Origin of the sequence: Faecalibacterium sp. IP-3-29, from assembly GCF_023347335.1 — a bacterium.
GTDB lineage: Bacteria > Bacillota > Clostridia > Oscillospirales > Ruminococcaceae > Faecalibacterium > Faecalibacterium duncaniae.
Genome location: NZ_CP094471.1, coordinates 1,905,952 through 1,929,722, shown reverse-complemented (window position 1 = coordinate 1,929,722; position 23,771 = coordinate 1,905,952). Strand labels below are relative to the sequence as shown.

20 protein-coding genes are annotated in these 23,771 nt (G+C 57.4%); 11 read left to right on the top strand and 9 right to left on the bottom strand.

Annotation, left to right across the window (positions count from 1 at the left end):
* The first annotated feature begins 2 nt into the window (after nucleotides 1–2).
* From MTP40_RS09240 to MTP40_RS09220, 5 genes are all read left to right on the top strand, one after another.
* On the top strand, nucleotides 3–593 hold the full coding sequence (locus tag MTP40_RS09240; protein ID WP_249259223.1) for a hypothetical protein: 591 nt from the start codon (nucleotides 3–5) through the stop codon (nucleotides 591–593).
* Nucleotides 559–3,729, top strand: coding sequence for a type I restriction endonuclease subunit R (locus MTP40_RS09235; protein WP_249259222.1), 3,171 nt, complete (start codon nucleotides 559–561; stop codon nucleotides 3,727–3,729). Before MTP40_RS09240 ends, MTP40_RS09235 begins: the two co-directional genes overlap by 35 nt.
* 279 nt (nucleotides 3,730–4,008) lie before the next feature.
* Nucleotides 4,009–4,608, top strand: a complete 600-nt coding sequence (locus MTP40_RS09230; protein ID WP_249259221.1) for an HD domain-containing protein — start codon at nucleotides 4,009–4,011, stop codon at nucleotides 4,606–4,608.
* A gap of 72 nt (nucleotides 4,609–4,680) precedes the next feature.
* Nucleotides 4,681–5,250: a chromate transporter gene (locus MTP40_RS09225; RefSeq protein WP_186851434.1), complete on the top strand. Its 570-nt coding sequence runs from the start codon at nucleotides 4,681–4,683 to the stop codon at nucleotides 5,248–5,250.
* Nucleotides 5,247–5,819 carry a chromate transporter gene (locus MTP40_RS09220; protein WP_249259220.1) on the top strand — a complete coding sequence of 191 codons (573 nt, stop codon included), beginning with the start codon at nucleotides 5,247–5,249 and terminating at the stop codon, nucleotides 5,817–5,819. The genes MTP40_RS09225 and MTP40_RS09220 overlap by 4 nt, the downstream gene beginning before the upstream one ends.
* A gap of 26 nt (nucleotides 5,820–5,845) precedes the next feature.
* On the opposite strand, the gene thiD is transcribed toward MTP40_RS09220, so the two are convergent.
* Complete coding sequence (gene thiD / locus MTP40_RS09215) at nucleotides 5,846–6,646, bottom strand: bifunctional hydroxymethylpyrimidine kinase/phosphomethylpyrimidine kinase (RefSeq protein ID WP_117476894.1); 801 nt, start codon at nucleotides 6,644–6,646, stop codon at nucleotides 5,846–5,848.
* 132 nt (nucleotides 6,647–6,778) lie between these two features.
* On the opposite strand from thiD, the gene MTP40_RS09210 reads away from it, so the two are divergent.
* On the top strand, nucleotides 6,779–7,318 hold the full coding sequence (locus MTP40_RS09210; RefSeq protein ID WP_117476895.1) for a TIGR00730 family Rossman fold protein: 540 nt from the start codon (nucleotides 6,779–6,781) through the stop codon (nucleotides 7,316–7,318).
* Between the two features lie 73 nt (nucleotides 7,319–7,391).
* On the top strand, nucleotides 7,392–8,144 hold the full coding sequence (locus MTP40_RS09205) for a ZIP family metal transporter (RefSeq protein WP_249259219.1): 753 nt from the start codon (nucleotides 7,392–7,394) through the stop codon (nucleotides 8,142–8,144).
* Nucleotides 8,145–8,186: 42 nt separating this feature from the next.
* On the opposite strand, the gene MTP40_RS09200 is transcribed toward MTP40_RS09205, so the two are convergent.
* Both MTP40_RS09200 and holA read right to left on the bottom strand, forming a co-directional pair.
* Complete coding sequence (locus MTP40_RS09200) at nucleotides 8,187–8,804, bottom strand: toprim domain-containing protein (protein WP_154277276.1); 618 nt, start codon at nucleotides 8,802–8,804, stop codon at nucleotides 8,187–8,189.
* The gene (holA, locus tag MTP40_RS09195; protein WP_249259218.1) at nucleotides 8,801–9,829 is read right to left on the bottom strand and encodes a DNA polymerase III subunit delta; all 1,029 of its coding nucleotides are present in this window, start codon (nucleotides 9,827–9,829) and stop codon (nucleotides 8,801–8,803) included. Before holA ends, MTP40_RS09200 begins: the two co-directional genes overlap by 4 nt.
* A gap of 169 nt (nucleotides 9,830–9,998) precedes the next feature.
* On the opposite strand from holA, the gene MTP40_RS09190 reads away from it, so the two are divergent.
* Nucleotides 9,999–11,282 (top strand): amidohydrolase family protein, encoded by a 1,284-nt coding sequence (locus MTP40_RS09190; protein ID WP_249259217.1) that lies wholly within the window; start codon nucleotides 9,999–10,001, stop codon nucleotides 11,280–11,282.
* Between the two features lie 82 nt (nucleotides 11,283–11,364).
* A complete protein-coding gene (locus MTP40_RS09185) occupies nucleotides 11,365–11,955 on the top strand; it encodes a rhomboid family intramembrane serine protease (RefSeq protein ID WP_249259216.1) in 591 nt (196 codons plus the stop codon).
* 54 nt (nucleotides 11,956–12,009) lie between these two features.
* Here MTP40_RS09185 and MTP40_RS09180 read toward each other — a convergent pair whose 3' ends face one another.
* The 5 genes from MTP40_RS09180 to htpG form a co-directional block, all read right to left on the bottom strand.
* Nucleotides 12,010–12,777: a copper homeostasis protein CutC gene (locus MTP40_RS09180; protein ID WP_249259215.1), complete on the bottom strand. Its 768-nt coding sequence runs from the start codon at nucleotides 12,775–12,777 to the stop codon at nucleotides 12,010–12,012.
* Between the two features lie 192 nt (nucleotides 12,778–12,969).
* Entirely contained in the window at nucleotides 12,970–14,469 is a 1,500-nt protein-coding gene (gene galT, locus MTP40_RS09175; RefSeq protein ID WP_249259214.1) for a UDP-glucose--hexose-1-phosphate uridylyltransferase, read from the bottom strand.
* A complete protein-coding gene (locus MTP40_RS09170; RefSeq protein ID WP_207684931.1) occupies nucleotides 14,466–15,752 on the bottom strand; it encodes a galactokinase in 1,287 nt (428 codons plus the stop codon). The genes galT and MTP40_RS09170 overlap by 4 nt, the downstream gene beginning before the upstream one ends.
* Before the next feature lie 139 nt (nucleotides 15,753–15,891).
* A complete protein-coding gene (locus MTP40_RS09165; RefSeq protein WP_249259213.1) occupies nucleotides 15,892–17,007 on the bottom strand; it encodes a 5-bromo-4-chloroindolyl phosphate hydrolysis family protein in 1,116 nt (371 codons plus the stop codon).
* Between the two features lie 99 nt (nucleotides 17,008–17,106).
* Nucleotides 17,107–19,035, bottom strand: a complete 1,929-nt coding sequence (htpG, locus tag MTP40_RS09160; RefSeq protein ID WP_097773669.1) for a molecular chaperone HtpG — start codon at nucleotides 19,033–19,035, stop codon at nucleotides 17,107–17,109.
* 287 nt (nucleotides 19,036–19,322) lie between these two features.
* Between htpG and MTP40_RS09155 the strand changes: the two genes are divergently transcribed.
* Both MTP40_RS09155 and MTP40_RS09150 read left to right on the top strand, forming a co-directional pair.
* The gene (locus tag MTP40_RS09155; RefSeq protein ID WP_223383978.1) at nucleotides 19,323–19,754 is read left to right on the top strand and encodes a hypothetical protein; all 432 of its coding nucleotides are present in this window, start codon (nucleotides 19,323–19,325) and stop codon (nucleotides 19,752–19,754) included.
* Between the two features lie 36 nt (nucleotides 19,755–19,790).
* Nucleotides 19,791–20,297, top strand: coding sequence for an HD domain-containing protein (locus MTP40_RS09150; protein ID WP_005930482.1), 507 nt, complete (start codon nucleotides 19,791–19,793; stop codon nucleotides 20,295–20,297).
* Between the two features lie 121 nt (nucleotides 20,298–20,418).
* Here the strand turns inward: MTP40_RS09150 and MTP40_RS09145 are convergent, their stop codons facing one another.
* Entirely contained in the window at nucleotides 20,419–23,595 is a 3,177-nt protein-coding gene (locus tag MTP40_RS09145) for an ABC transporter ATP-binding protein/permease (RefSeq protein ID WP_249259212.1), read from the bottom strand.
* Nucleotides 23,596–23,771: the final 176 nt, after the last annotated feature.

Here is a 23,771-nt window from a genome sequence, read left to right as displayed (position 1 = left end):
AGGTGACAACGGAGCAAGTTATATTGAGTGCGATTTTAACATTGACGGCATCCATTCTGACAGCATTTCTGACTTCTAAAATTACGCGAGATAATGAAATGCGAAAAATAATACATCAAAAAAGATTGGAGCTTTACCTTGAAGTTTTTGAACAGGTAGAGTTACTATTAAAAGATTGGAAAAAGATATTCGACAAAGAATACTTTGAAAAGATAGCATCATACAAGTCAAGAATGAAGTTGCTCGCTTCTGAAAAAACGACAGAAGAGTATAAAAAGTATTATGAGGTGCTGCGTACATCTGTAAATGAATACAAAAAGTTCAAAGACGACAATGATCCAGATCGGGCAGACGATATGTACGAAGAAGATGAAGATGGCACAATATATCAAATATACTATCCCACAGATGAGGATTATAGCGAATATAGATATAAGATAGATTGCTATGAGAAAGAGCAAAAGAAACGTATGCCCTTAATGAGAGAGTATATTCAGAAAATAGTAGATGCAATGAGAACAGACTTGGGAAGTAATTTGGATAAGGAGAGCGCAATATATGATTTCGTTCAACGTTGTCGCAAGCACGAGTGAAGATACCGTTGTTGCCACCTATGAACCCTCCAAGGTGCGCTCTGACAGCTACCAAAGCGAGGCGGAACTGGAAAAAGAGTTTATCCGGCTGTTGTGTGAGCAGGGCTATACCTATCTGCCGCTGCATACCGAGGATGAACTGACTGCTAACCTCCGCAGTCAACTGGAAGAGCTGAACCACTACCACTTTTCCGATACGGAGTGGCAGCAGTTTTTCAGTGATGTAATTGCCAACCCCAACGAGCACATTCCCGAAAAGACCCGGAAGATTCAGGAAGACAATGTGCAGGTGCTGCACCGGGATGATGGCAGTTCCAAAAATATCACACTGATCGACAAAAAGAACATCCATAACAACCGCCTGCAGGTCATCAACCAGTATGAGGTAAAACAAGCAGACGGCGCACGGCATGATAACCGCTATGATGTGACGATTCTGGTCAACGGCTTTCCACTGGTTCATGTGGAACTGAAGCGGCGCGGGGTGGCCATCCGGGAGGCGTTCAACCAGATCAACCGCTATCAGCGGGATTCGTTCTGGGCGGGCTGCGGCTTGTATGAGTATGTGCAGATTTTTGTGATCTCCAACGGCACAAATACCAAGTACTACTCCAACAGCACCCGCTACAATGCCATCAAGGATGCCAAACACGGCAAGACGAAAAAGGAAAAGACCAGCAATAGCTTTGAATTTACCTCCTACTGGGCCGATGCAAACAACCGCGTGCTAACGGATCTGATCGACTTTACCCGGACATTCTTTGCAAAGCACACGATCCTGAGCGTGCTGACCCGGTACTGCATCTTTACCTCAGAAAAGATGCTGATGGTGATGCGCCCATATCAGATCACGGCAACCGAGAGGATATTGAACCGCATCGAGATCGCCAACAACTACAAAAAGTATGGCAGCATTGAGGGCGGTGGCTACATCTGGCACACCACTGGCTCCGGCAAGACGCTGACTTCCTTCAAGACAGCACGGTTGGCATCGCAGCTGCCCTACATCGACAAGGTGCTGTTTGTGGTAGACCGAAAGGACTTGGACTACCAGACCATGAAGGAGTATGACCGCTTTGAGAAGGGCGCAGCAAACTCCAACACCAGTACAACGATTCTGAAACGCCAGTTGGAAAGCCCGGAAGCACATATCATCATTACCACGATCCAGAAGTTGGCGACCTTCATCAAGAAAAATCCGGGGCATGAGGTCTACCAGAAGCACGTTGTGATCATCTTTGACGAGTGCCATCGCAGCCAGTTCGGTGATATGCACGGTGCTATCGTTCACAACTTCAAAAAGTACTACCTGTTCGGTTTTACCGGAACACCGATTTACGCAGCAAATGCAGGTACGAGCGGAAAACCCGGTATGAGGACAACGCCTCAGTTGTTTGGCGGTGAACCAAATGAAAAAGGCGAAAAGGTTCTACCGCTGCATACCTACACCATCGTTGATGCCATCAACGACAAGAATGTGCTGCCGTTCCGTGTGGACTACATCAAGACGATGGATGCAGAGCCAGACATGGACGATAAACAGGTTTGGGATATCGACCGGGAAAAGGCGTTCATGGCACCCAAGCGTATTTCTCTGGTGACAAAGTACATCCTTGACCACTTCGACCAGAAAACCTATCGGGGAGACAAATCGTATGAGTTTAATCTGCTGACGAATGTGGCAGAGGTGGCCTCTGCCCAGCGTGGTGCGGTGGATGAAATCAAGCAAAAACAGCGCGTCAGCGGTTTTAATTCGATTTTCTGCGTGGCATCTGTGTCGATGGCAAAGCTGTATTATCAGGAGTTTAAAAAGCAGATGGCGGCAGATCCAACCAAGCGGCTGCGCATTGCTACCATTTACAGCTATGGAGCCAATGAAGCGGAAACGGATGGCATTCTGGACGAGGAAAACCCGGAAGATACCTCCAACCTCGACCAGAGCAGCCGGGATTTTCTGGATGCCGCCATTCAGGACTACAACGAGATGTTCCACACGAACTACTCGACCGATGGCGAACGGTTCCAGAATTACTATAAAGATGTATCGCTCCGCATGAAGAACAAGGAACTTGACCTGCTGATCGTGGTCAATATGTTCCTGACGGGCTTCGATGCCACGACCCTGAACACCCTTTGGGTGGACAAAAACCTGAAGATGCACGGTCTGATTCAGGCGTTCAGCCGGACGAACCGTATCTTGAACAGCATCAAGACCTTTGGCAATATCGTCTGCTTCCGCAATCTGCAAAAGCGGGTGGATGCGGCAATTTCGCTGTTTGGAGATAAAAATGCGGGCGGCATCGTTCTGTTGCGCAAATATGCGGACTACTACCACGGTTATATGGACGAGCAGGGAAAATACCATCAGGGTTATACAGACATGATCGATGACCTAACGCAGAAGTTCCCGCTGACAGAGCCGCAGATCGTCGGAGAGCAGAACCAGAAGGACTTTATCGTGCTGTTTGGTGCACTGCTGCGGATGCGGAACCTGCTGTCCTCCTTTGATGATTTCAAAGGCAACGAGATGATCTCTGAACGAGATTTACAGGACTATTTGGGCCGCTATCAGGATTTGCGGGATGAATGGCGCAACAAGAAGCACGATGAAACCAAAGAGGACATCACGGATGATGTGGTGTTCGAGGTGGAGCTGATTCGGCAGGTCGAAATTAACATTGACTACATTCTGATGCTGGTCAAAAAGTACCATGACACCCATTGCGATGACAAAGAGGTGCTCATCACGATTCGCAAGGCGATTGATGCCAGCCCGGAACTGCGCAGCAAAAAGCAACTGATTGAAACCTTTATTGCAGGTGTCAACGATGTGGATGACGTGATGGCAGAGTGGAACACCTTTGTGTCCGAACAGCGGGAGAAAGAGCTTGCAAAGATCATCCAAGAGGAAAAGCTAAAGGAGCCGGAGACGCGCAAGTATCTGGCCAATGCGTTCCGTGACGGTGAGATCAAGACCGTGGGCACTGACATTGATAAGCTGATGCCTCCTGTTTCCCGCTTTGGCGGCGGTGGCCGTGCGCAGAAGAAGCAGGGTGTAATCGATAAGTTGAAGAGCTTCTTCGATAAATTCTTTGGGATTGGCGGAAGTTCAATGGCAGAGGATGATAGTAAATAATATTTGATATTAGGAAAAATATCTGCTATAATATTCACAGAGATCCCGCTGGTTGTGTGATACTATTCTGATACTAAAAAATCAGCAAGCCACATCTACCACGGCAATCTCATGGAAAAGTGAACATCCAAGGATAAATTTACTAAACAAATTTGTTTAGTTGCAATCTGGACTTACCGAGCTCGAGTAATGGATCAAAATGCCGAAAGCCTGTATTCATGCGGGTTTTCGGCATTTGTTTTTATCAATGCATAAGGAAAGGGAAAGAAGGGATAGGTTATGCTGCCGACAAGAGAAGAAGCAATGGCGTTGATTCGGGATGGTCTATCAAATAATCCGGGGCCTTGGGGAAAACATAGTTTAACAGCAGCACATTGTGCAGAAAAAATAGCAGCGGCATGTGGAGATATGGATGCGGAGAAGGCCTATGTTTTAGGCTTGCTGCATGATATAGGAAGAAAATTTGGCGTAAGACATCTTGGCCATGTTTCCGATGGGTACAGATTTATGATGTCGCTTGGATATGATGAGGCGGCAAAAATCTGTTTGACGCATTCTTTTAACAATCACACGATAAATGAATACATTGGAAAATTTGATGTTTCAGAGGAAGAAATGAAAATGATTAAGACTGAATTGGCCAGGACAGTATACGATGATTATGACCGGCTGATTCAATTGTGTGATAGTCTGGCGGGAGCGGAAGGGGTTCTGGATATAGAAGATAGAATGAACGACGTAAAGAAACGGTATGGCTTTTATCCGCAAGACAAGTGGGATTCTAATATGAGATTGAAACGATACTTTGAGAAGAAAATGAAGAAGGACATCTACCTTGTTTGTGAGAAGGACTCATTTGTGCCGGAAGAGATAGGATGATCGCAGGCCTTATGAATGGGTTTCCTGATGGGACACTTTATGCTATAATAGGCAGGCAGCGAGGTGAAGTGTATGAAAAAAACAAGAGATCTGTTCTGGACTTTTTTGAAGATCGGTGCGTTCACGTTTGGCGGCGGCTACGCAATGGTGGCCCTGCTGGAACGGGAATTTGTGGAAGACAAGCAGTGGTTGAGCCGGGAGGAATTTCTCGATATGGTCGCCATTGCGGAGTCCACGCCGGGCCCTGTGGCGGTGAACAGCGCCACCTATGTGGGCTATAAGATCGAAGGGGCAGAAGGGGCTGCGGCATCCACGCTGGCGGTCTGCCTGCCCTCGTTTGTGGTCATCTACCTGATCTCACTGGTGTTTGACCGGTTCTTGCAGCTGTCGGCAGTGGCAAGCGCGTTCCGGGGCATTCAGGTCTGCGTCATCTATCTGATCCTTTCGGCGGGGATGAAGATGCTGAAAAGCCTGTCCGGCACGGCCTTCAACAGGATCATCGTTGCCGGTGTCGTGGCGGCCATGGTGGGCTGCTCGTTGGCTGCGGTGTCCTTCTCGTCCCTCTACTACATCCTGCTCTGCGGGGCGGCAGGGGTGCTGCTCTACCTGTTAAGAAAGCTGCGGAAGGAGGAGAAAGCATGATCTACCTCCAGCTGTTCCTCAATTTTCTGATGATCGGAGCGCTCTCCTTTGGCGGCGGCTACGGGATGATCTCGCTGGTGCGGGAGACCGTGCTGCGTCATGGCTGGCTGACCGAAGCAGAATTCCTGAGTTTTGTCGCCGTTTCGGAGTCCACTCCGGGCCCGCTGGCAATCAATATGGCAACCTTTATCGGTTCATCGCAGGGCGGCTTTCCGGGAGCGCTGATCGCTACGCTGGGGGTGGTGCTGCCCTCGTTCTTCATCATCCTGCTGATCGCAGCGGTGCTGAAAAACCTGATGAAGTATGCGGGCGTGGAGGCCTTTCTTTCCGGTGTGCGGCCCTGTGTGGTGGCCATGATCCTGGCGACCGCGCTGAACATGATGCTCTCCACACTGGGCGGCATCAAGACACTGGCGGATGGATTTGCACCGGATGCGAGATCGATCCTTGTGTTTGCTGTTTTATGGATGGTGCATTTTGTCTGGAAGAAGCGGACGCAAAAAGCCCCGTCGCCCATTGGAATGATCCTGCTGGCGGCGGGACTGGGAATCCTGTTCTGGGGCGTATGAGAGATCATCGCCCTTTTTTTTGTGGCTCAGTGCTCCACGAATTCGCCGCGCAGGGCGAACATGTGGTCCATGGGGCCGGAGCCTTTGCCCAGATCGAGCATGGCGGACAGGCAGCCTGAAATATATGCCTTGGCCCGCTCTACGGCGGCATCCAGGGGATAGCCCTTTGCCAGATTGGAGGCAATGGCGCTGGACAGGGTGCAGCCGGTGCCGTGGGTGTTGGGGTTGGCGATGCGTTCGCCGTGGAACCACTTGCCGCTGCCGTTGCGCCAGAGCAGATCGTCGGCATCGTTCACCTTGTGGCCGCCCTTGCAGAGCACGGCACAGCCGTATTTTTCGCTGATGCACTTTGCAGCGGCCTCCATCCCGGCGGCATCGGTGATGGTCATGCCGGACAGGATCTCGGCCTCCGGAATGTTGGGAGTGACCACCTCGGCCATGGGCAGAAGCTGCCCGGTCAGGATCTGGATGGCGCTGTCCTGCAGCAGCTTGGAGCCGGAGGTGGCCACCATCACGGGATCGACCACGATGTGCTTGGCATCGTACTGGCGCAGCTTTTTGGCAATGGTCTCAATGAGCGCAGACGACGATACCATGCCGATCTTGATGGCATCCGGGTAGATATCGGTGAACACCGCATCCAGCTGTTGGGCCAGAAATTCGGGTGTGGTCTCAAAGATTCCGGTCACGCCGGTGGTGTTCTGGGCTGTCAGAGCCGTGATGGCGCTCAGGGCAAACACGCCGTTGGCGGTCATGGTCTTGATGTCTGCCTGAATGCCTGCGCCGCCGCTGGAGTCGCTACCGGCAATGGTCAATGCTGTTTTCATAAGGAAAATCCCCCTTTTTCCTCTCAGCATAGCACAGTCCGGCAGCATTTGCAAGGAAAACCGGCCCGCCCTCTTTTCTGCCGGAGAAAAGCGTGATAAAATAAGGCAAAAACGAAACTGGGGGAGAATACAATGAACATCACGGTATATCTGGGCGCAAACGAGGGCAATGATCCGGCCCTGAAGCAGGCGGTGCAGGAGCTGGGAAGGTGGATCGGGGAGAGCGGGAACGCGCTGGTGTACGGCGGCTCCCGCTGCGGCCTGATGGGAGAGATCGCCGAAAGCACCCTGAACGCCGGGGGCAAAGTGACCGGCGTGGAACCGGAGTTTTTTGTGCAGGGAGAGCTGCAGCACGAGGGGCTGACGGAGCTGATCGTGACAAAGGATATGACTGAGCGCAAAACAAAGATGATCGCGCTGGGGGATGCGTTTATTGCGTTTCCCGGCGGTACCGGCACACTGGAGGAAATCGCCGAGGTGATGTCCAAGGTGTCGCTCAGGCATCTGGATGCGCCCTGCATCCTCTATAACCTGAATGGCTACTACGATGGCCTGAAAGCCCTGCTTGCCCGGATGATCGAGAAGGGGCTCTCCTCCCCGGAACGCCAGCAGGGGATCTATTTTGTAGAGGATCTGGAGCAGATCAAGGAAATTTTGCAGAAATTGTTTTGAAGATCCTGTTTAGGGTCGCTCTCTGCACACCTCCTGCCGCTCCGGCATAGACCGGGAAAAGGGGGAGTGCGATTTGGAACAGATTTTCCTGACGGCGGCAGTGCTGCTGCTGCCGATGCTCTGCACCACGGCCGGTGCGGCTGGTGTGTTCCTGCTGCGGAAGACCGGGGAGCCTGCCACCCGGCGGATGCTTTGCGGCATGGCGGCGGGCATCATGCTGGCGGCCAGCGTGTGGAGCCTGCTTTTGCCGGCCATTGAGCGGGCAGAGCAGGGGGCGCTGCCTGCATGGGTCCCGCCTGCCGTGGGTCTGCTGCTGGGTGCGGTAGGGCTTTTGCGGCTGGAAACGCTGGCGGGCCGCCTGTTGAACGCCGGGCCGGGCCGCTGTGGGCGGATGGTGCTGGCAGTCACCCTGCACAATCTGCCCGAGGGCATGGTGGTGGGCCTTGCTGCCGCGCTGGCCCTGCGGGGAGAACCGGATGCCATCAGCGGGGCGCTGGCCCTTGCGCTGGGCATCGGGCTGCAGAACATTCCCGAGGGAGCTGCGGTCAGCCTGCCGCTGGCGCAGGAGGGCAGGTCTAAGCGCCGCGCCTTTGCGGCGGGGGCTGCCTCCGGGCTTGTGGAGCCGCTGGGGGGCCTGCTGGCCCTTGCACTGGCCGGGTGGGTCAGTGCGGCCCTGCCCTGGCTGATGAGCCTTGCCGCCGGGTGCATGGTCTGTGTGACGGCACAGGAGATGATCCCGGAAGCCGTGGAGGCAGACGAACCAGCGGGGGTCATCAGCGTGGTGGCAGGGTTTGCCCTGATGATGGCGCTGGATGTTGCCCTGTAACGCAAAAAGGAGACCGCGCGGTGCGGTCTCCTTTTTTGTCTGTCAGTGTGCTTCGAGTATTTCGGCCTGCAGGGTATCCAGCTGCTCAAAGCTGTACAGCCGGTTCAGCGCCTCCACCAGCTCCTTTTTGGAGAGCCGGGGCGGCAGGCCCAGCGCATTGAGCAGCTGGTATTTCCGCTCGGCACTGCCCGGGGTGCCGGAAAGCCCCCAGTTGTACAGGTCGGTGTAGGTGATCTGCCGACCCTCCGGGCGGGCAGGCGCGGCCCCGGCTTCTGCGCCCAGTGCATCCCGCAGGCATTGCAGGACGATGGCATCGTCCACGCCTTCCACGCCCAGCAGGCCTTCCTTGCCAGGCTGGGGCTTCCGCTTTTCCTTGCCATGGATGGCGGGCACGTAGGCCTGCACCACGTTTTCTGCCCCCACCAGACCGGTGATGTAGGTGCGGATGCGGAACCCGGCGGCATCGGAATCGGTGAAGAGGATCAGGCCGTTTTTTTTCGCCAGGGCTTTCAGCAGCTGCTGGCGTTTTTTGTCCTTGTAGATGCCAAAGCCGTCTGTCAGCAGGATCATGGCATCGGTCAGGTGGGAAAGGCGGGCGGCATCGTATTTGCCCTCCACCACCAGCACCCGGTCGGTGTGCAGCAGTTCTCGTTCGCTCATCGTCCGCTCCCCGCCAGCGCCAGACGGCAGAGTGCTGCTTCCAGCAGGGTCTGCACATCCACGGGCTGGCTCTTCAAACTTTTATCGAGGTCCAGCAGCACCTGCAGGCAGGTCTCCAGCTGGCCCAGCGTGTAATGCGATGCCGTTTCGGCTGAGCGCTTGAGCCGGTAATCGCTGCCCTTGTAGCCAAAATCCTTGAACACGGCGGCGTAGCTCTTCCGTTTGGAAGCACCCAGCTTGACCCGGTACAGGTCTACATAGCTGCCGATCATTGCGCCGGTGATGGCAATGGGTTCCTGCTGTAAGCGCAGCAGGGTCTGCAGCTTTTTGCAGGCACCGGTGGCGTTCTTGGCGGTGATCATCCGGATCATCTCAAACACATCCGCTTCCAGGCTCACGGTGCCCATCTCGGCCACCATGGCGGCGGTAACGGTCTGGTAGCCGGAAAGGGCACAGAGCTTGTCTACCTCGTTTTCCAGCAGGAAGGGATCCTCGCCGCAGCGCTCCAGCAGGGCTGCGGCAGCGCCCTCGGGCAGGGTGGTATCCTGCGCCTTGGCCCGCTCAATGAGCATCATCTTCAGCTCGTAGGGCTTGGGTTTGGAGAGCTCTTCGGCAAAGCCCAGCTTCTTGCATTCGGCGATCAGCTTTTGAGCCCGCTTGCCGGTCTTGAGCTTGCTGCGCTCCAGCTCGAACACGCTGCCCAGCACCACCACGGCATTTTCCAGGCTGGCAAGGGTGCTGCACAGCTCGTCCAGATCCTTGTCGCCGTAGGCGGCGGGGTCAAGCTCGGGCAGCACCACCACGCGCCGGGTGCCAAAGAAGGAAATGGTGCCCGCCGCCATGATGAGCTGCTCGATCTCGGGCGCGGCACCGTCCAGCACGGTGGTCTCCTCATCCGTGTCAGCGCTCAGTATCCGGACAGCGGCAGACACTGCCTGCCGGACAAGATACCGCTCGCTGGAATAGAAATAGTAGACCGAACAGCCGCGGTCTGCCAGCTGGCGCAGTTTGGCTTCCGTTGCCATGGCGGGGCCCCCTTTCAGAAAAGAATACTTTATAAGTGTACCCACCGGGGCGGGAAATGTCAATGCAGGAGGCAGAAGAAAAAACACGACAGATGTCTTTTATCGCTTCCGCAAACGTGATATACTGAAAGAAAACGGCCTGCGCCGGAACGGAAAGGGAAGAATACGGATGAAACGAGCCTATTTCAACTGCATCCTGCTGGACGGCACCGAACAGATGGAGCCGGTGGCGCACAAGATGGTGCTGGCGGACGGGGAGAAGATCACCGCCATCGTGGAGGATACCGCCCCCTGTGAGGGGTATGAGAAGGTAGACCTCAAGGGCGGCTACCTGATGCCGGGCCTCATCAACCTGCATGTCCATCTGGCGGGCAACGGCAAGCCCAGCGCAAAGCCCCGGGATAACGCCGCACTGGTGCGCAGGATCCTGAGCAATGGTCTGACCCGGGCGGTGGCTTACCGGCTGGTGTGCAGTTACGCCAAGCTGGAACTGCTGGGCGGCGTGACCACCATCCGCACCGTGGGCGGTCTGGCAGATTTCGATACCCGCTGCCGGGACGACGCGGCAAAGGGGAAGATCCTGGCTCCCCGCATCCTTGCCGCCAACGAGGGCATTTCGGTGCCCGGCGGGCACATGGCAGGCTCGGTGGCGGTGGCGGCCCACAACAATGCCGAAGCGCTGGCCCAGCTCCGCAGGGCCGGTGAACAGGGGGTGGACCTGGTCAAGCTGATGATCACGGGCGGCGTGCTGGATGCCACCCAAAAGGGCACCCCCGGCGAGCTGAAGATGAAGCCTGAGATGGTCCGGGCCGTCTGCGATGAAGCCCACAGGCTGGGGTATCCCGTGGCTGCCCACACCGAATCGCCCGAGGGGGTGAAGGTGGCGCTGGAAAACGGTGTGGACTCCATCGAGCATGGCGCAAAGATGGATGAGGAGACCATCCGGCTCTACAAGGAGCGGGGTGCTTTCGTCTGCACCACCATCTCCCCGGCGCTGCCCTATGCACTGTTTGACCCGGCCATTTCCGGCGCTTCCGAGAAGGACCAGTACAATGGCAGGATCGTCTTTGACGGCGTGGTGGAAAGTGCCAGAACGGCCCTTGCCAACGGCATTCCGGTGGGTCTGGGCAATGACGTGGGCTGCCCCTACGTCACACAGTATGATTTCTGGCGGGAGCTGTGCTACTTCCATAAATACTGCGGCGTGAGCAACCAGTTTGCCCTCCACACGGCCACCCTGCGCAATGCCCGGCTGGCCGGTGTGGGGGATGTGACCGGTTCCATCGAAGCGGGGAAGAGCGCTGATTTCATCGTGATCCGGAAGAACCCGCTGGACGACCTGATTGCCCTGCGCCAGCTGGAACTGGTGGTCTGCCGCGGCCGTGCCGTGCACAAGCCCGCTCCCAAGCGGAACAAAACGGTGGATGCCCTGCTTGACCCGTATCTGGCATAAATGCTATAATATCCTTAAATTCCGTCCGTGCCAGAGCGGGCGCTGAAAGGATGAAACGCTTACGAAACGTCCCAAGCTAACATTGCAGCTGCAATACAATTCGCCGGTGATCCTGACCTTTTTTCTGCTTTCCCTGGGGGCTTTGTTCCTGGGGCAGTGGACGGGCGGCTGGACCACAAAGCATCTGTTCTGCGTCTACCGCGGTTCTCTGAAAGACCCACTGTTTTACATCCGGCTTTTCGGCCATGTGCTGGGCCATGCCAGCTGGGATCATTTCCTGAACAATATGCTCCTGCTGCTGGTCATCGGCCCGCCGATGGAAGAAAAATATGGCAGCGGCCCCCTGCTCAAGGGCATCCTGCTCACGGCCCTCATCTCGGGGGTTCTGCAGTGTGTGCTCTTCCCCCATACCGCCCTGCTGGGGGCTTCGGGCATCGTGTTCATGCTCATCATGCTGGCATCGCTGTCGGGCTTCTCCGGCGGCATCCCGGTGACCATGCTGCTGGTGGCGGCACTGTATCTGGGCCAGCAGGTGTATGATATCATCTTTGCCCGCGATAATGTGGCGAACTTCATGCACATCGTGGGCGGTGTGTGCGGCACAGCCTTTGGGTATGTGTATGCCATGCTGCCCCGGAAACACAGGAGACCGGCTGCCAGAAAAAAGCGATGATCAACAAACGACCCCGGAAAGCTTGACTGCAGCTTTCCGGGGTCGTTTTATGGATTATAATTCGTTCAGGACCCGCCGCGCGGCACGGATGGTCTCCTCGCTGGTCTGCCAGACCTCAAACTCGGAGAAGCCGGGCAGGCCCATGGGAACACCTTCCCGCCGGAAGGTCATCCGGCTGTCCAGCACCTGCTTGCCGGACATGTGGAAGGCGTGCGCGCCTGTCTCAGCTGCCAGAGCCGGAAGATTGGCCGGGGTCACGCCCGCACCCACCAGAATCTCAAGATCAGGTCCGGCGGCCTCCACCAGCCGACGGAGCAGGGAAGCGCCCGCCGGGGCGCTGGCGGCCTGCCCGCTGGTCAGGATGGTGCCAAGGTTCAGCGCTTTGGCCGCTTCCAGCGCCGCAAAGGGGTCTTTGCAGACATCAAAGGCACGGTGCAGGGTGCAGACGACCGGACAGCCAGCGGCCTTTGCAGCGGCCCGGGCGGCCACGTAGATGGGACGCAGTGCGTCCACGTCCAGCTCCCCCTCCGGGGTCAGCACACCGGTCACAATGCCGTCCGCACCCGCCTGCACCAGCGCGGCGGCGGTCTCGGCCATCTGGGCAAGCTCATAGCGGTCGTAGCAGAAATCACCGAACCGGGGCCGCAGCAGGGCACGCACCGGCAGGCCGGTCTCGGCCTTGACCTGCCGCACCAGCGCAAGGCTGGGCGTGGTGCCACCGATGATCAGGTCGGCGCACAGCTCCAGCCGGTCGGCCCCGCCCCGCTTTGCCGCAAGGGCGCTTGCGACACTGTCTACACAAACTTCTAAAGTATAGGGCATAAAAACCTCCCGGGAAGCAGGCCAGCGGGCGATGAAATGGACTGCAACAACAGCGACCGCCGCCAGTGGCGGATGTAGGAAGCTGTTGTTGGGGCCGCGGCCAGCAGGATGCGAGTGCAATTGCACGAAGCAGACGCTGGGAGCCGCAACCCGTACTCACTTGCGTGGGGAATCACCGCCGGCCTGTGGTGGTTACTTTACACTTTCGAGGAACCGCACGAAACCGACGCGGCCGGCTTCATCCAGCTTGTAGACACCGGCATCTGCCAGCACCTGCGCGAACACCTGGCCTACCTCATCCTGCAGGATCAGGTGGACGCTGTCGCTGTTCAGCTCAGGATGGCGGGCCAGGATCTCCTGTGCCCATGCGGCGTGCTTCTGCAGGGCTTCGGGGTACTGCTCGGCAGGCACCCGGGCCACCAGCATATCTGCCAGATCGAACAGCTCCTGCTTCAGGCGGCTGGGAAGGACTGCCAGACCCATGACCTCGATCAGGCCGATGTTCTCCTTTTTGATGTGGTGGAGTTTTGCGTGGGGATGGTAGACCCCCAGCGGGTGTTCCGGGGTGGTGATGTTGTTGCGCAGAACCAGATCCAGCTGATATCTGCCATCCCGCACCCGGGCAATGGGAGTGATGGTGTTGTGGGGCTCGCCGTCCGTCTCGGCAAAGATGAAGCTTGCCTCGTCGGTATAGCCGCGCCATGCGGTCAGGATCTTGTCTGCCAGCTCCACCAGACGCTCGTCATCCGCACAGGTCAGGCGGATGCAGCTCATGGGCCAGTGGACGATGCCGGCTTCCACATCCTCAAAGCCGGGGAACACCCAGCTCTTCTCGATGGGGGCCTTGGCCATGGCGAACTCGTAGTGGCCGCCCTGGAAGTGGTCGTGGCTCAGGATGCTGCCGCCCACAATGGGCAGGTCGGCATTGCTGCCCACGAAATAGTGGGGGAACAGGCCCACGAAATCCAGCAGCTTGCGGAAGGTGGCCCGCTCGATCTTCATGGGGGTGTGCTGGCTGTTGAACACGATGCAGTGCTCGTTGTAGTAGACATAGGGGCTGTACTGCAGATTCCATGCGCTGCCGTTGATGGTCAGCGGGATGATGCGGTGGTTTTCGCGGGCGGGGTGGTTCATCCGGCCTGCATAGCCCTCGTTCTCCACGCAGAGCTGGCACTTGGGGTAGGCGCTCTGGGGGGCCAGCTTGGCGGCGGCAATGGCCTTGGGATCTTTTTCCGGCTTCGAGAGGTTGATGGTGATGTCCAGATCGCCGTAGGGGGTCTTGGTGACCCACTTCACGTCCCGCTTGATGCGGTAGCGGCGGATGTAATCGGTATCCTGGCTGAATTCATAGAACCAGTCGGTGGCGGCCTGGGGGCCCTCGCTTTCGTACCGCTCCTCAAAGTTGGCGCGGACAATAGAGGGGCGCGGGGTCAGCACACCCATCAGCCTGGTGTCAAACAGGTCGCGGGCGGTGGAATTGTCCTCGCACACGCCCCGGGCCACGGCATCGTCCACCAGCGTTTTCAGGATGCTTTCGAGGTCGGTGTAGCAGACATCCCCCTCAGGCTCGGCAAAGCTGTCCAGCTGCATGGTCATCAGCAGCTGATTGCGGATGTAGATCTCGTCATCGGGCAGGATGAGCCCGGTGTCCAGCCCATAGTTGACGAGCTGTTGAATGGCAGTAGAGATCACAGCACGGCACCTCCTTCCGGACGGATGGAGAGGATGTGGCACTTGCCTGCACCCAGAATGGCCTCCATCTCAGCCTTGAAGGCATCCAGCTTCTCCAGCGGTACAAAGGCCTGCACGGTGCCGGCAAAGCCGCCGCCGTGAACGCGGACAGCGCCCGCGCCGTTCAGGAAATGCTTTGCGGCGGCAATGGTCACAGCCACTTCCTGATGCTCCTTGTACCCGGCAGGGATGACGTTCTGCAGGTATTCCCAGCTGCTGGTGCCGGATTCGTTGACCAGTTGCAGGAAGGTCTTAAAATCACCGGCGCGCAGGGCGTTTACCTGCCGGGCAACGCGCTGGTTGTCAGCGTAGACGTGGAAAGCCCGGAGCACGGCACGGTCGCCGCACTGTTTGCGGCATGCGGGCAGATTTGCAATAAAGGTCTCAAAGGGCACATCCCGCAGGACTTCGCCGCCGCAGACAGCGGCCACGGCGCGGCACTCGTTGGGAATGGCGGCGTATTCATCGGTCAGGTCGGCGTGGTCTGCACCGGAATCCAGGATGCAGAGGGCAAGGCCGGCCTGAGAGAAATCCACCTGCACTGGCTCCACATCGGGGTGGGCAGGATCGGCAAAGTCGATGGTGATAATGTTGCCCACGCTGGAGGCCATCTGATCCATCAGGCCGCAGGGCTTGCCAAAGTAGACGTTCTCTGCCCACTGGCCGATCTGCGCAATGGCGATGGGGGAGACCTTTTCGGCCATGAAGCGGTCGTTCAGGATGACACCGATCAGCACCTCAAAGGCGGCAGAGGACGAAACGCCGCTGCCCTTGGGCACATTGGAGGAGATGTACACGTCCAAGCCGGAGAGGGCAGCGCCCCGCTCCTTGAAGGCCTCGCACTCGCCCCGCAGCAGGGCCATGGTGGTGTTCTCTTCCTCCTTGCGGGCAGCAAGGTCGCCAAGGTCGATGACACACAGGTCATAGCCCTCGCTCTGCACACGCAGCTGGTTCAGGCCGTTGGGGGCAGCGGCAGCGATCATGTCAATGTTCACGCTGCCGGCCAGCACCCGGCCATGCTGGTGGTCGGTGTGGTTGCCGCCGATCTCGGTGCGGCCCGGGGCGCTGTACAGTCCGGCCTCGGTGTGGGCACCAAAGGTAGCTTCCAGCCCGTCCAGCACTGCCGCATAGCGTGCGGCGTGGGCAGCGGTCTGCTCCGGCGAACAGCAGTAGAGGGAGGCCAGCCGGGCGGTATGGGTGCCGCCCGCCAGCTCCTGCTTCCAGACAGAAATAGGCTTCATCATGGCGCGTTCCTCCTTGTATAGGTGAATGATTCTTCAAAGGGCCAGGGCCCGTTCTTCTGATTCTATAATATCGGTTCTGTCGAGAAAAGACCATGTATTATTGTTGCATCTGGATGAAAGGTCAACGCAGTTCCGGCGGTCAGCTCCGGGGCGCGAAATCGCCGCCGGTGAGCCCGTCGAGGTTCAGCATCCCTTCCAGCGCGGCAATGTCGGTGGAAACATCCAGCGCATCGGAGGCAAACAGCTTGTCCAGCTGGTTTTCAAAGGCGGTGATGAGCAGATCCATGCTCCGCTCAATGCTCTGCTTTGCCTCAGTGATGTTGGTGCCCTGCACATCCTGTGCCGAGAGCTGGGCGTAGGTATTCAGCAGCTTCAGCGCGGTGGGCAGGTAGTAATCCATAAATTTCTGCAGCTGGGCTTTTTTGTCCGGGTCTTTTTTTGCCAGTGCGAAGATGCGGGCGCTGACATCCTCCAGCCGGGAGATCTTGGCCGTCATCACCGGGTCGGGGATGGCATCGTTGGCCTGCCGGAGCTGGCGCTGCAGGGCGGCATACTGATCCTCGGGAGCCGGTGCGGGTGCGGGCTCGGCGGGTCTGGGCGGCTGGGGCGCAGCGCCCCGCACCACCAGCGTGCCGGTGCGGTTGTCGATATAGGCATCGGCCCCGAAATAGCCGTGGTCGATGGCGCGCTCCACGGCGGCGCGGCCCCTGTCGGCATCAATGCCCGCGGCTGCAAAGAGTTCGTCCAGCGGGATATTATCCCGGGTCCCAACGATCTTGTCCAGCTGGCGCTCCAGCTTGCGGGCCTGCTTCATCCGCAGGCCCATGGCCAGCGCAGCGCCGCCGCCAATGGTCTGGGCCAGCGCGGTCAGAAACTCGCCCCAGTCGAACCAGTAGCCCCACATGTCAATGATATCGGCAAGGCCTGCAAGGCCCACCACCAGAAAGATGCCGCCGAACACCGTGCAGAGGCTGGTCAGGGTCTTGTGCCACTTTTTGGCGTTCTGCTGCTCGGCAGTGGGCACATCGTGGCCGTAGACCGGCTCAGTGTCCCGGGCCGGCTGACCGGCACCGGTGTCCTGGGAACGGAAATCGCTGGAATATTCCGCGTTCTCCTGCTCCTTTTTCTCGGCATCCCGGTCGATGGCACGCAGGATGAAGAACAGAATGCCCAGCCAGGGCGACATGGCGAATACTACCAGCAGGGCAATGGTGGGAATGTGGGCAAGAAAATGTTTGCTGCGTCTGGGCTCCATGGGGCAGAATCCTCCTAAAATAAAAAAGCCGTGTTCCACTTTATTATAGCGGAGCACGGCCCTTTTGTTAAGGGGGTAATTTATTTGTGGGAAAGGGAATTACTTCATCAGGCTGCAAACGGCCTCGGCGTAAGCGGCGGGATCATCCACGGGCAGGCCCTCGATCAGCTGTGCCTGTGCATAGAGCAGGCTGCTGTATTTCTTGACCTTGTCGGTATCACCGGCCTCCTGTGCGGCCTTCAGCACGGCGAACACGGGGTGGTTGATGTTCAGCTCCAGCACCTTGTCGCTCTTCACGCCCTCGCTGCCGGGCTGCTTGGAGAGCACCTTCTCCATCTCGATGGACAGGGGGCCGTCGGCGCTCAGGCAGACAGGGTGATCCTTCAGGCGGGTGGAGACCTTGACCTCCTTGACCTTGCCGTCCAGAGCGTCCTTCATGGCATCAAACAGAGGCTTGTTCTCGGCGGTGGCATCCTCAGCGGCCTTTTTCTCGTCCTCGGTCTCAAGGCCCAGATCGCCGCTGTTGACGTTCTTGAACTCCACGGTGCCGTCCTTGCCCTCGGCATCCTTGCGGGGGTAGCTGCGCATGATCTGCAGGCAGAACTCATCCACATCCTCGGTCAGCAGCAGGACATCATAGCCCTTGTCCAGAACCAGCTCGGCGGCGGGGAGCTTTGCCAGACGGTCAGTGGAATCACCGGCGGCAAAGTAGATGAACTTCTGCTCGGCAGGCATCTTGTCCACATACTCCTGCAGGGTGACCATCTTCTGCTCCTTGGCAGACCAGAACAGCAGCAGGTCACGCAGCAGCTCGGCGTGCATCCCGTAATCAGAGTAAGCGCCGAACTTGATCTGGCGGCCGAACTCCTTCCAGAATGCCTCGTACTTTTCGCGGTCGTTGACCAGCATGGAGTGCAGCTCGTTCTTGATCTTCTTTTCCAGTGCGTTGTGGATCAGCTTGAGCTGGTTGTCCTTCTGCAGCATCTCACGGCTGATGTTCAGGCTCAGATCCTGGCTGTCCACAATGCCCTTGACGAAGCTGAAGTAATCGGGCAGCAGGTCTGCGCACTTTTCCATAATGAGCACGCCGGATGCGTACAGAGCCAGACCCTTCTCATACTCCTTGGTGTAGAAATCATAGGGGCGATGGCTGGGCACGAACAGCAGGGCGTTGTAGTTGGCGGTGCCCTCGGTGCGGCTCACGATGACGCGGGCGGGGTCGGAGTAATCGTTGAACTTATCCTTGTAGAAGCTGGCGTATTCCTCATCGGTGACCTCGCTCTTCTGCTTCTTCCAGATGGGCACCATGCTGTTCAGGGTCTCAAGCTCGGTGTAGGTCTCCCACTCCGGCTTGTAGTCCTCGGGCTTGGGATCGGGTTCGGGCTTCTGGCGGCTCTTTTCCCGCTCCATCTGGATGGGATAGCGCACATAGTCGCTGTACTTTTTGACGATGGCCACGATGCCGTATTCGTCGAGGAAGTTCTCGTAATTGTCGGTATCGGTGCTGTCCTTGATGTGCAGGATGATGTCGGTACCGGCGGTTTCCTTCTCAGCGGGGGTCAGCTCGTAGCCGTCAGCACCGCTGGACTCCCACTGCCAGGCCTCGTCCGCACCGTATGCCTTGGAGATGACGGTGACCTTGTCGGCGACCATGAAGGCGGAGTAGAAGCCTACGCCGAACTGACCGATGATGTCGATGTTCTCGTCCTTGTTGTCCTTCTTAAAGTCCAGAGAGCCGGAATGGGCGATGGTGCCCAGGTTCTGCTCCAGCTCTTCTTTGGTCATGCCGATGCCGTTATCGGAGACAGTCAGCAGGCGATTGTCCTTATCGCGGGTGAGCAGGATGCGGAAATCGCCCTTGTTCATGCCCACGGAAGGATCGGTCAGGCTCTTATAATAAAGTTTGTCGATGGCATCCGAAGCGTTGGAGATCAACTCACGCAGGAAGATCTCCTTGTTGGTGTAGATGGAGTTGATCATCATGTCCATCAGTTTTTTGCTTTCAGCCTGAAATTCTTTCTTCGCCATAATACAAAACCTCTTTTGTACAGTATTCAGATCCGGCCCCTCGCAAAAGGAGCGGCAATGCAGAAGAAGCAGCTGATACTGCATCTTCTTAGCACTCATATCTTTCGAGTGCTAATATACACCGATGCGGGTCAAAAATCAAGGGGTTTCATAAAAAGTTCAGAAATGAACTGGAACAAAATGCCTTTTGTGCGTTGCTACAAAAAATTCATAAAGAAATAGTTGACCTTTCACAATTTTTAGCGTATACTGGTCAGCGGAAACAAACGAGGAAAGAGGAATATGTTATGGCAATGAAGCCGGAGATCTCCGTGAAGAACCTGCTGATGCAGGCATTCCTGACGGGCTGGGAACGCTCGGACAAGAGCATTTCGCAGGATGAATACTTACAGAGCGCCATTCAGGTCATTGAGGTGCTGCAGGTGGAACCTGAAAATGTCTACGCCGAGGAGGGCCTGGGCCTGACCGATGGCGATGAGGTGGATCATCTGGACGACCTGCTGCGGGCAGACGGCCAGTGGCTGTATTACGGTGTGGAGGAGGAAAACTTCTTCCTCATCCAGTGGTACCCGGACAAGGCTTCTGCCGAGGCCAAGCTGGCCGAGCTGGAGGCGCTGGGCGACGGCAAGCAGTATCTGGTGGACCTGAGCCTGACCCGCGAAAATCCTTCGGCCGCTGAGAACTTCGGCAGCTCCAACCCGGTTCAGCTGCGGAGCTGAGCCCGGCGTTTCTGACAAAAAGAAAGGGAATTTTCCATGCAGCTTTCACAAACGGAACGGGAGCGCCTGTCCGCTATTCTGGAACAGTACGACCATCACCCCAAGGTGCAGGAAATGCGTGAGTTTATCCAGCACGGTGATGTGACCACCTACCAGCACTGCAAGAATGTGGTCGTGGTCAGCTGCTGGATCAACCACCGCTTCCATTTGGGAGCCGATGAGACCACGCTGGCCGTGGGGGCCTTCCTCCACGATTTCTATCTCTATGACTGGCACAAGCAGGGCTCTTTCCACGGCCTGCGGCATCTGTTTGAGATGCACGGCTTTTCCCACCCGGGGTCTGCCTGTGTGAACGCACAGCGGGTGTTCGGCATTACCAAAAAGGAGCAGAACGTCATTGCAAGCCACATGTGGCCCCTGACTTTCCGCCATATCCCGACCTGCCGCGAGGCGGTCATCGTCTGTCTGGCGGATAAATACTGCGCCATTGTGGAGAGCATGTTCCGCCGCACAAGGGTGGGCGCTGACGAAGAAGAGTGGTAAAGAAGCCGCCGCACTGTTCACATGAAAGAAAGCAAAAGACCAGAGTTGTAACGCCTTTTGGCGAAACAACTCTGGTCTTTTTTGCTGGGGCTTGTGCAACAGCCTCTTTGAAAAAGTGATCTTATTCTGCTCTCAGAGCCTTGACAGGGTCAGAGCGGGAAGCGGTTTTGGCGGGGATGAAGCCGCCCAGAATGGTCAGCACAGTTGCCAGCGCAACCAGCACCACAGCGGCCTTCCAGGGCAGAACGGCCACTACGCTGGTGCCGACGGCGATCTTCTGGATGAGCATGTTGCCCGGAATGAGCAGCAGCCTGCTGAGGCCGATGCCCATGAGGCCCGAGCACAGGCCGATGATGAAGGTCTCGGCGTTGAACACCTCGGAGATGTTCCGCTTGGAAGCACCGATGGCACGCAGGATGCCGATCTCCTTGCGGCGCTCCAGCACGCTGATATAGGTGATGATGCCGATCATAATGGAGGAGACCACCAGCGAGATGGAGACAAAGGCCACCAGCATGTTGGAGATCATGTTGATGATCCTGGTCACGGAGGTCATCAGGGTGCCCACCACATCAGTGTACTGGATCACCTTGTCTTCCGCGCCCTGCTCACGCATGGCGGCATTGTAGCTGTCCAGCACGTTGAGGACCTCAGCCTTCTGCTCGAAGTCCAGCGGATAGATGCTGATCTGGCTGGGGTCGTCTTCGCCGGCATAGCCAAGGGACTGCAGGTTGCTTTCATAGGTGGCGCTGGTGGACATCATGTTCGACTTCATCAGCTCCGCCAGATCGTCCTCGGTCATGTTGAACCGGATGGCATTCCGGAACGCATCTGCGTCGATCTTCAGCGCGCTTTCCATCTGGCTGCCCAGAGAGGAGAAGCGCTCGGTCATCTGGCTCTGCAGATTCGTGCTGATCTGGCCCATGGCCTGCTCCATGGCAGCGCCCAGCTGGGTCTGCAATTCGGCGGCGATCTGTTCCGAGAAGTTTGCCATCACGCTGCCCATGACCTGCTGCATGGCGGCAGTAAACTGCTCCTGCAGGGCAGCGGTATCGATGAGGGTGCCCATGGAATCCTTCATCAGCTGCTGGAACTGGTCACTGGCAAGATACTGGTCAAAACCGATCTTGTCCAGCCCCAGAATGCCGTTGCCGATGATGTAATCCTTGTAGCCGGTCATCACCTTCTGGGCCAGCTGCTGCATTTTGTCGGCGGGGATGGAAATGTCCATGTTGGCGAACACGTCCGTCAGGGCGCTCATGTCGATGCCGGGCGTTTCGGTCAGATCAAATTGGAAGCTGTCCGGGTCAATGAGGGAGGAAAAATCTACGGAACCATCACTCAGGTCGAACGCGCCGCTCAGGTCAAGATCCAGCTTGCTGGGGTCGAACTGGAAGGCACTCTCGAGCTGGTCGGTGTCAATGGAGAAGAGGGAAGCCATGTCCACGGCAGCGGTCTGCCCGGTGCCGAAGGGCTCACCGTTCAGCACATTGGTCTGCGGGTCGGCAATCTGATCCTGTACCAGCCTGCTCTGGGCGGCGGTGTCCATGACGTGCCGGGTCAGGGAGGCGGGATAGGCGATGCCGGAAGAAAGCATGGCGGCGGAGGCGTTCTCCCTGGGCTGCACCACGCCCACGATGGTCATGGTCTCGCTGTTGGCCACAAGCTCCTGCAGGAAGGCCTTGTCGTCCGATTTGTCCACCCAGGTGCTGTGGGCATCGTCGTACTGGTAGCGGTCGGCCGCGTTGACCAGCTTGAAGGTGCGGCCCAGAAAATCGCTGTACCGGTAGGTCTTGAAATCTTCGGGCACATCCACATTCTGGTTCTGGGCGAACTGCTGGATCATCTTGTCCAGCTCGGCGTTGTCCCGCAGGCCCAGCGCGTAAAGGGCATAATCGGTGATGGAACCATCCGCACCCAGCACGGCAACGCACTCGTTGTAGTTTTCGGGCCAGCGGCCTGCCTTGACCTCGTACTGGGAATGATACAGGGCATCGCTGGCGGGCAGCTGGTAGAACACGCTGGTGTTCATCATGCTGGCCATCATGTTGTTGGTCGAGCTGGTGGAACTGATGCCCAGAGCGGAAAGGGAGGAATCCGGGTTCACCTGCCGGATGCTGCCGTCCGGGTCCTGGCGGTAGATCTGAGGCTGGACATTATAGGAATACTCCACCGAGGAAACGCTCTCCCCGATGCTGCAGGCATCGCTCTCAAGGTAGGTTTTCAGGCTCTTCAGGTCGTTGGAGGTGATGCCGGAAACCATCTGGGTCACGAGCTGGCGCACCGGCACCATCCCTTCGCCGAGGTCGGGGGCGGCGGTCTGGCCGGGCAGGTCGGCGGACAGCAGGCTGGTCAGATCCATGCCGCTGCGCAGGATCTGCACCGGGTACTCGGAAAGGGTGTCCCGCTCCATATCAGCGATATACTGGTTGACACCGGTGGACAGGGAAATGATCAGCGCAATGCCGATGATGCCGATAGAGCCTGCAAAGGCCGTGAGCAGGGTGCGGGTCTTTTTGGTCCAGAGGTTGTTGAAGCTCAGGGTCAGCGAGGTCCACCACGACATGGAGGAATGGCCCATGTTCTTGTGAACGGCAGGGGCAAGCTGAGCGGTGTCAGGTTTGTAGGGGGCGGTGTCGGAGCGGATGACACCATCCTTCAGGTTCACGATGCGGGTAGCGTACTGTTGGGCCAGCTCCGGGTTGTGGGTGACCATGACCACCAGCCGGTCCTTTGCCACCTCCTTGAGCAGCTCCATGACCTGGATGCTGGTCTCGCTGTCCAGCGCGCCGGTGGGTTCGTCCGCCAGCAGGATATCCGGGTTGTTGACCAGCGCACGGGCAATGGCAACGCGCTGCATCTGGCCGCCGGACATTTCGCTGGGGTGCTTGTGCAGCTGATTGCCCAGCCCCACCTTCTGCAGTGCCTCGGTGGCGCGGCGCTTGCGCTCTGCGCCCGAGATGCCGGAAATGGTCAGGGCCAGCTCCACGTTGGCCAGAACGGTCTGATGGGGGATCAGGTTGTAGCTCTGGAACACAAAGCCGATGGTGTGGTTGCGGTAGGAGTCCCAATCGCGGTCGGTGTACTTTTTGGTGGAGATCCCGTTGATGACAAGGTCACCGCTGTCGTACCGATCCAGGCCGCCGATGATGTTCAGCAGGGTGGTCTTACCGGAGCCGGAGGGGCCCAGGATGGCGACAAATTCGCTGTCGCGCAGGTTCAGGCTGACATCATTCAGTGCGGTCTGTACAAGGTCACCGGTTTTGTATTCCTTGCGGATCTTTTTCAGTTGTAGCATAGGCAGGCCTTTCTTATGCGTGCCCGGCGGCGTGTGGGAAATGCCGGACAAAAAACAAAATAACGTAGATATAGTATCAGATGAATGTGAACAAACCATTGCTTTTCGGGAAAGATGGTGTTATGCTGAAAAAGGTGAAAGAAACAAAAATCGACACTTTATGACGTAAATTACCA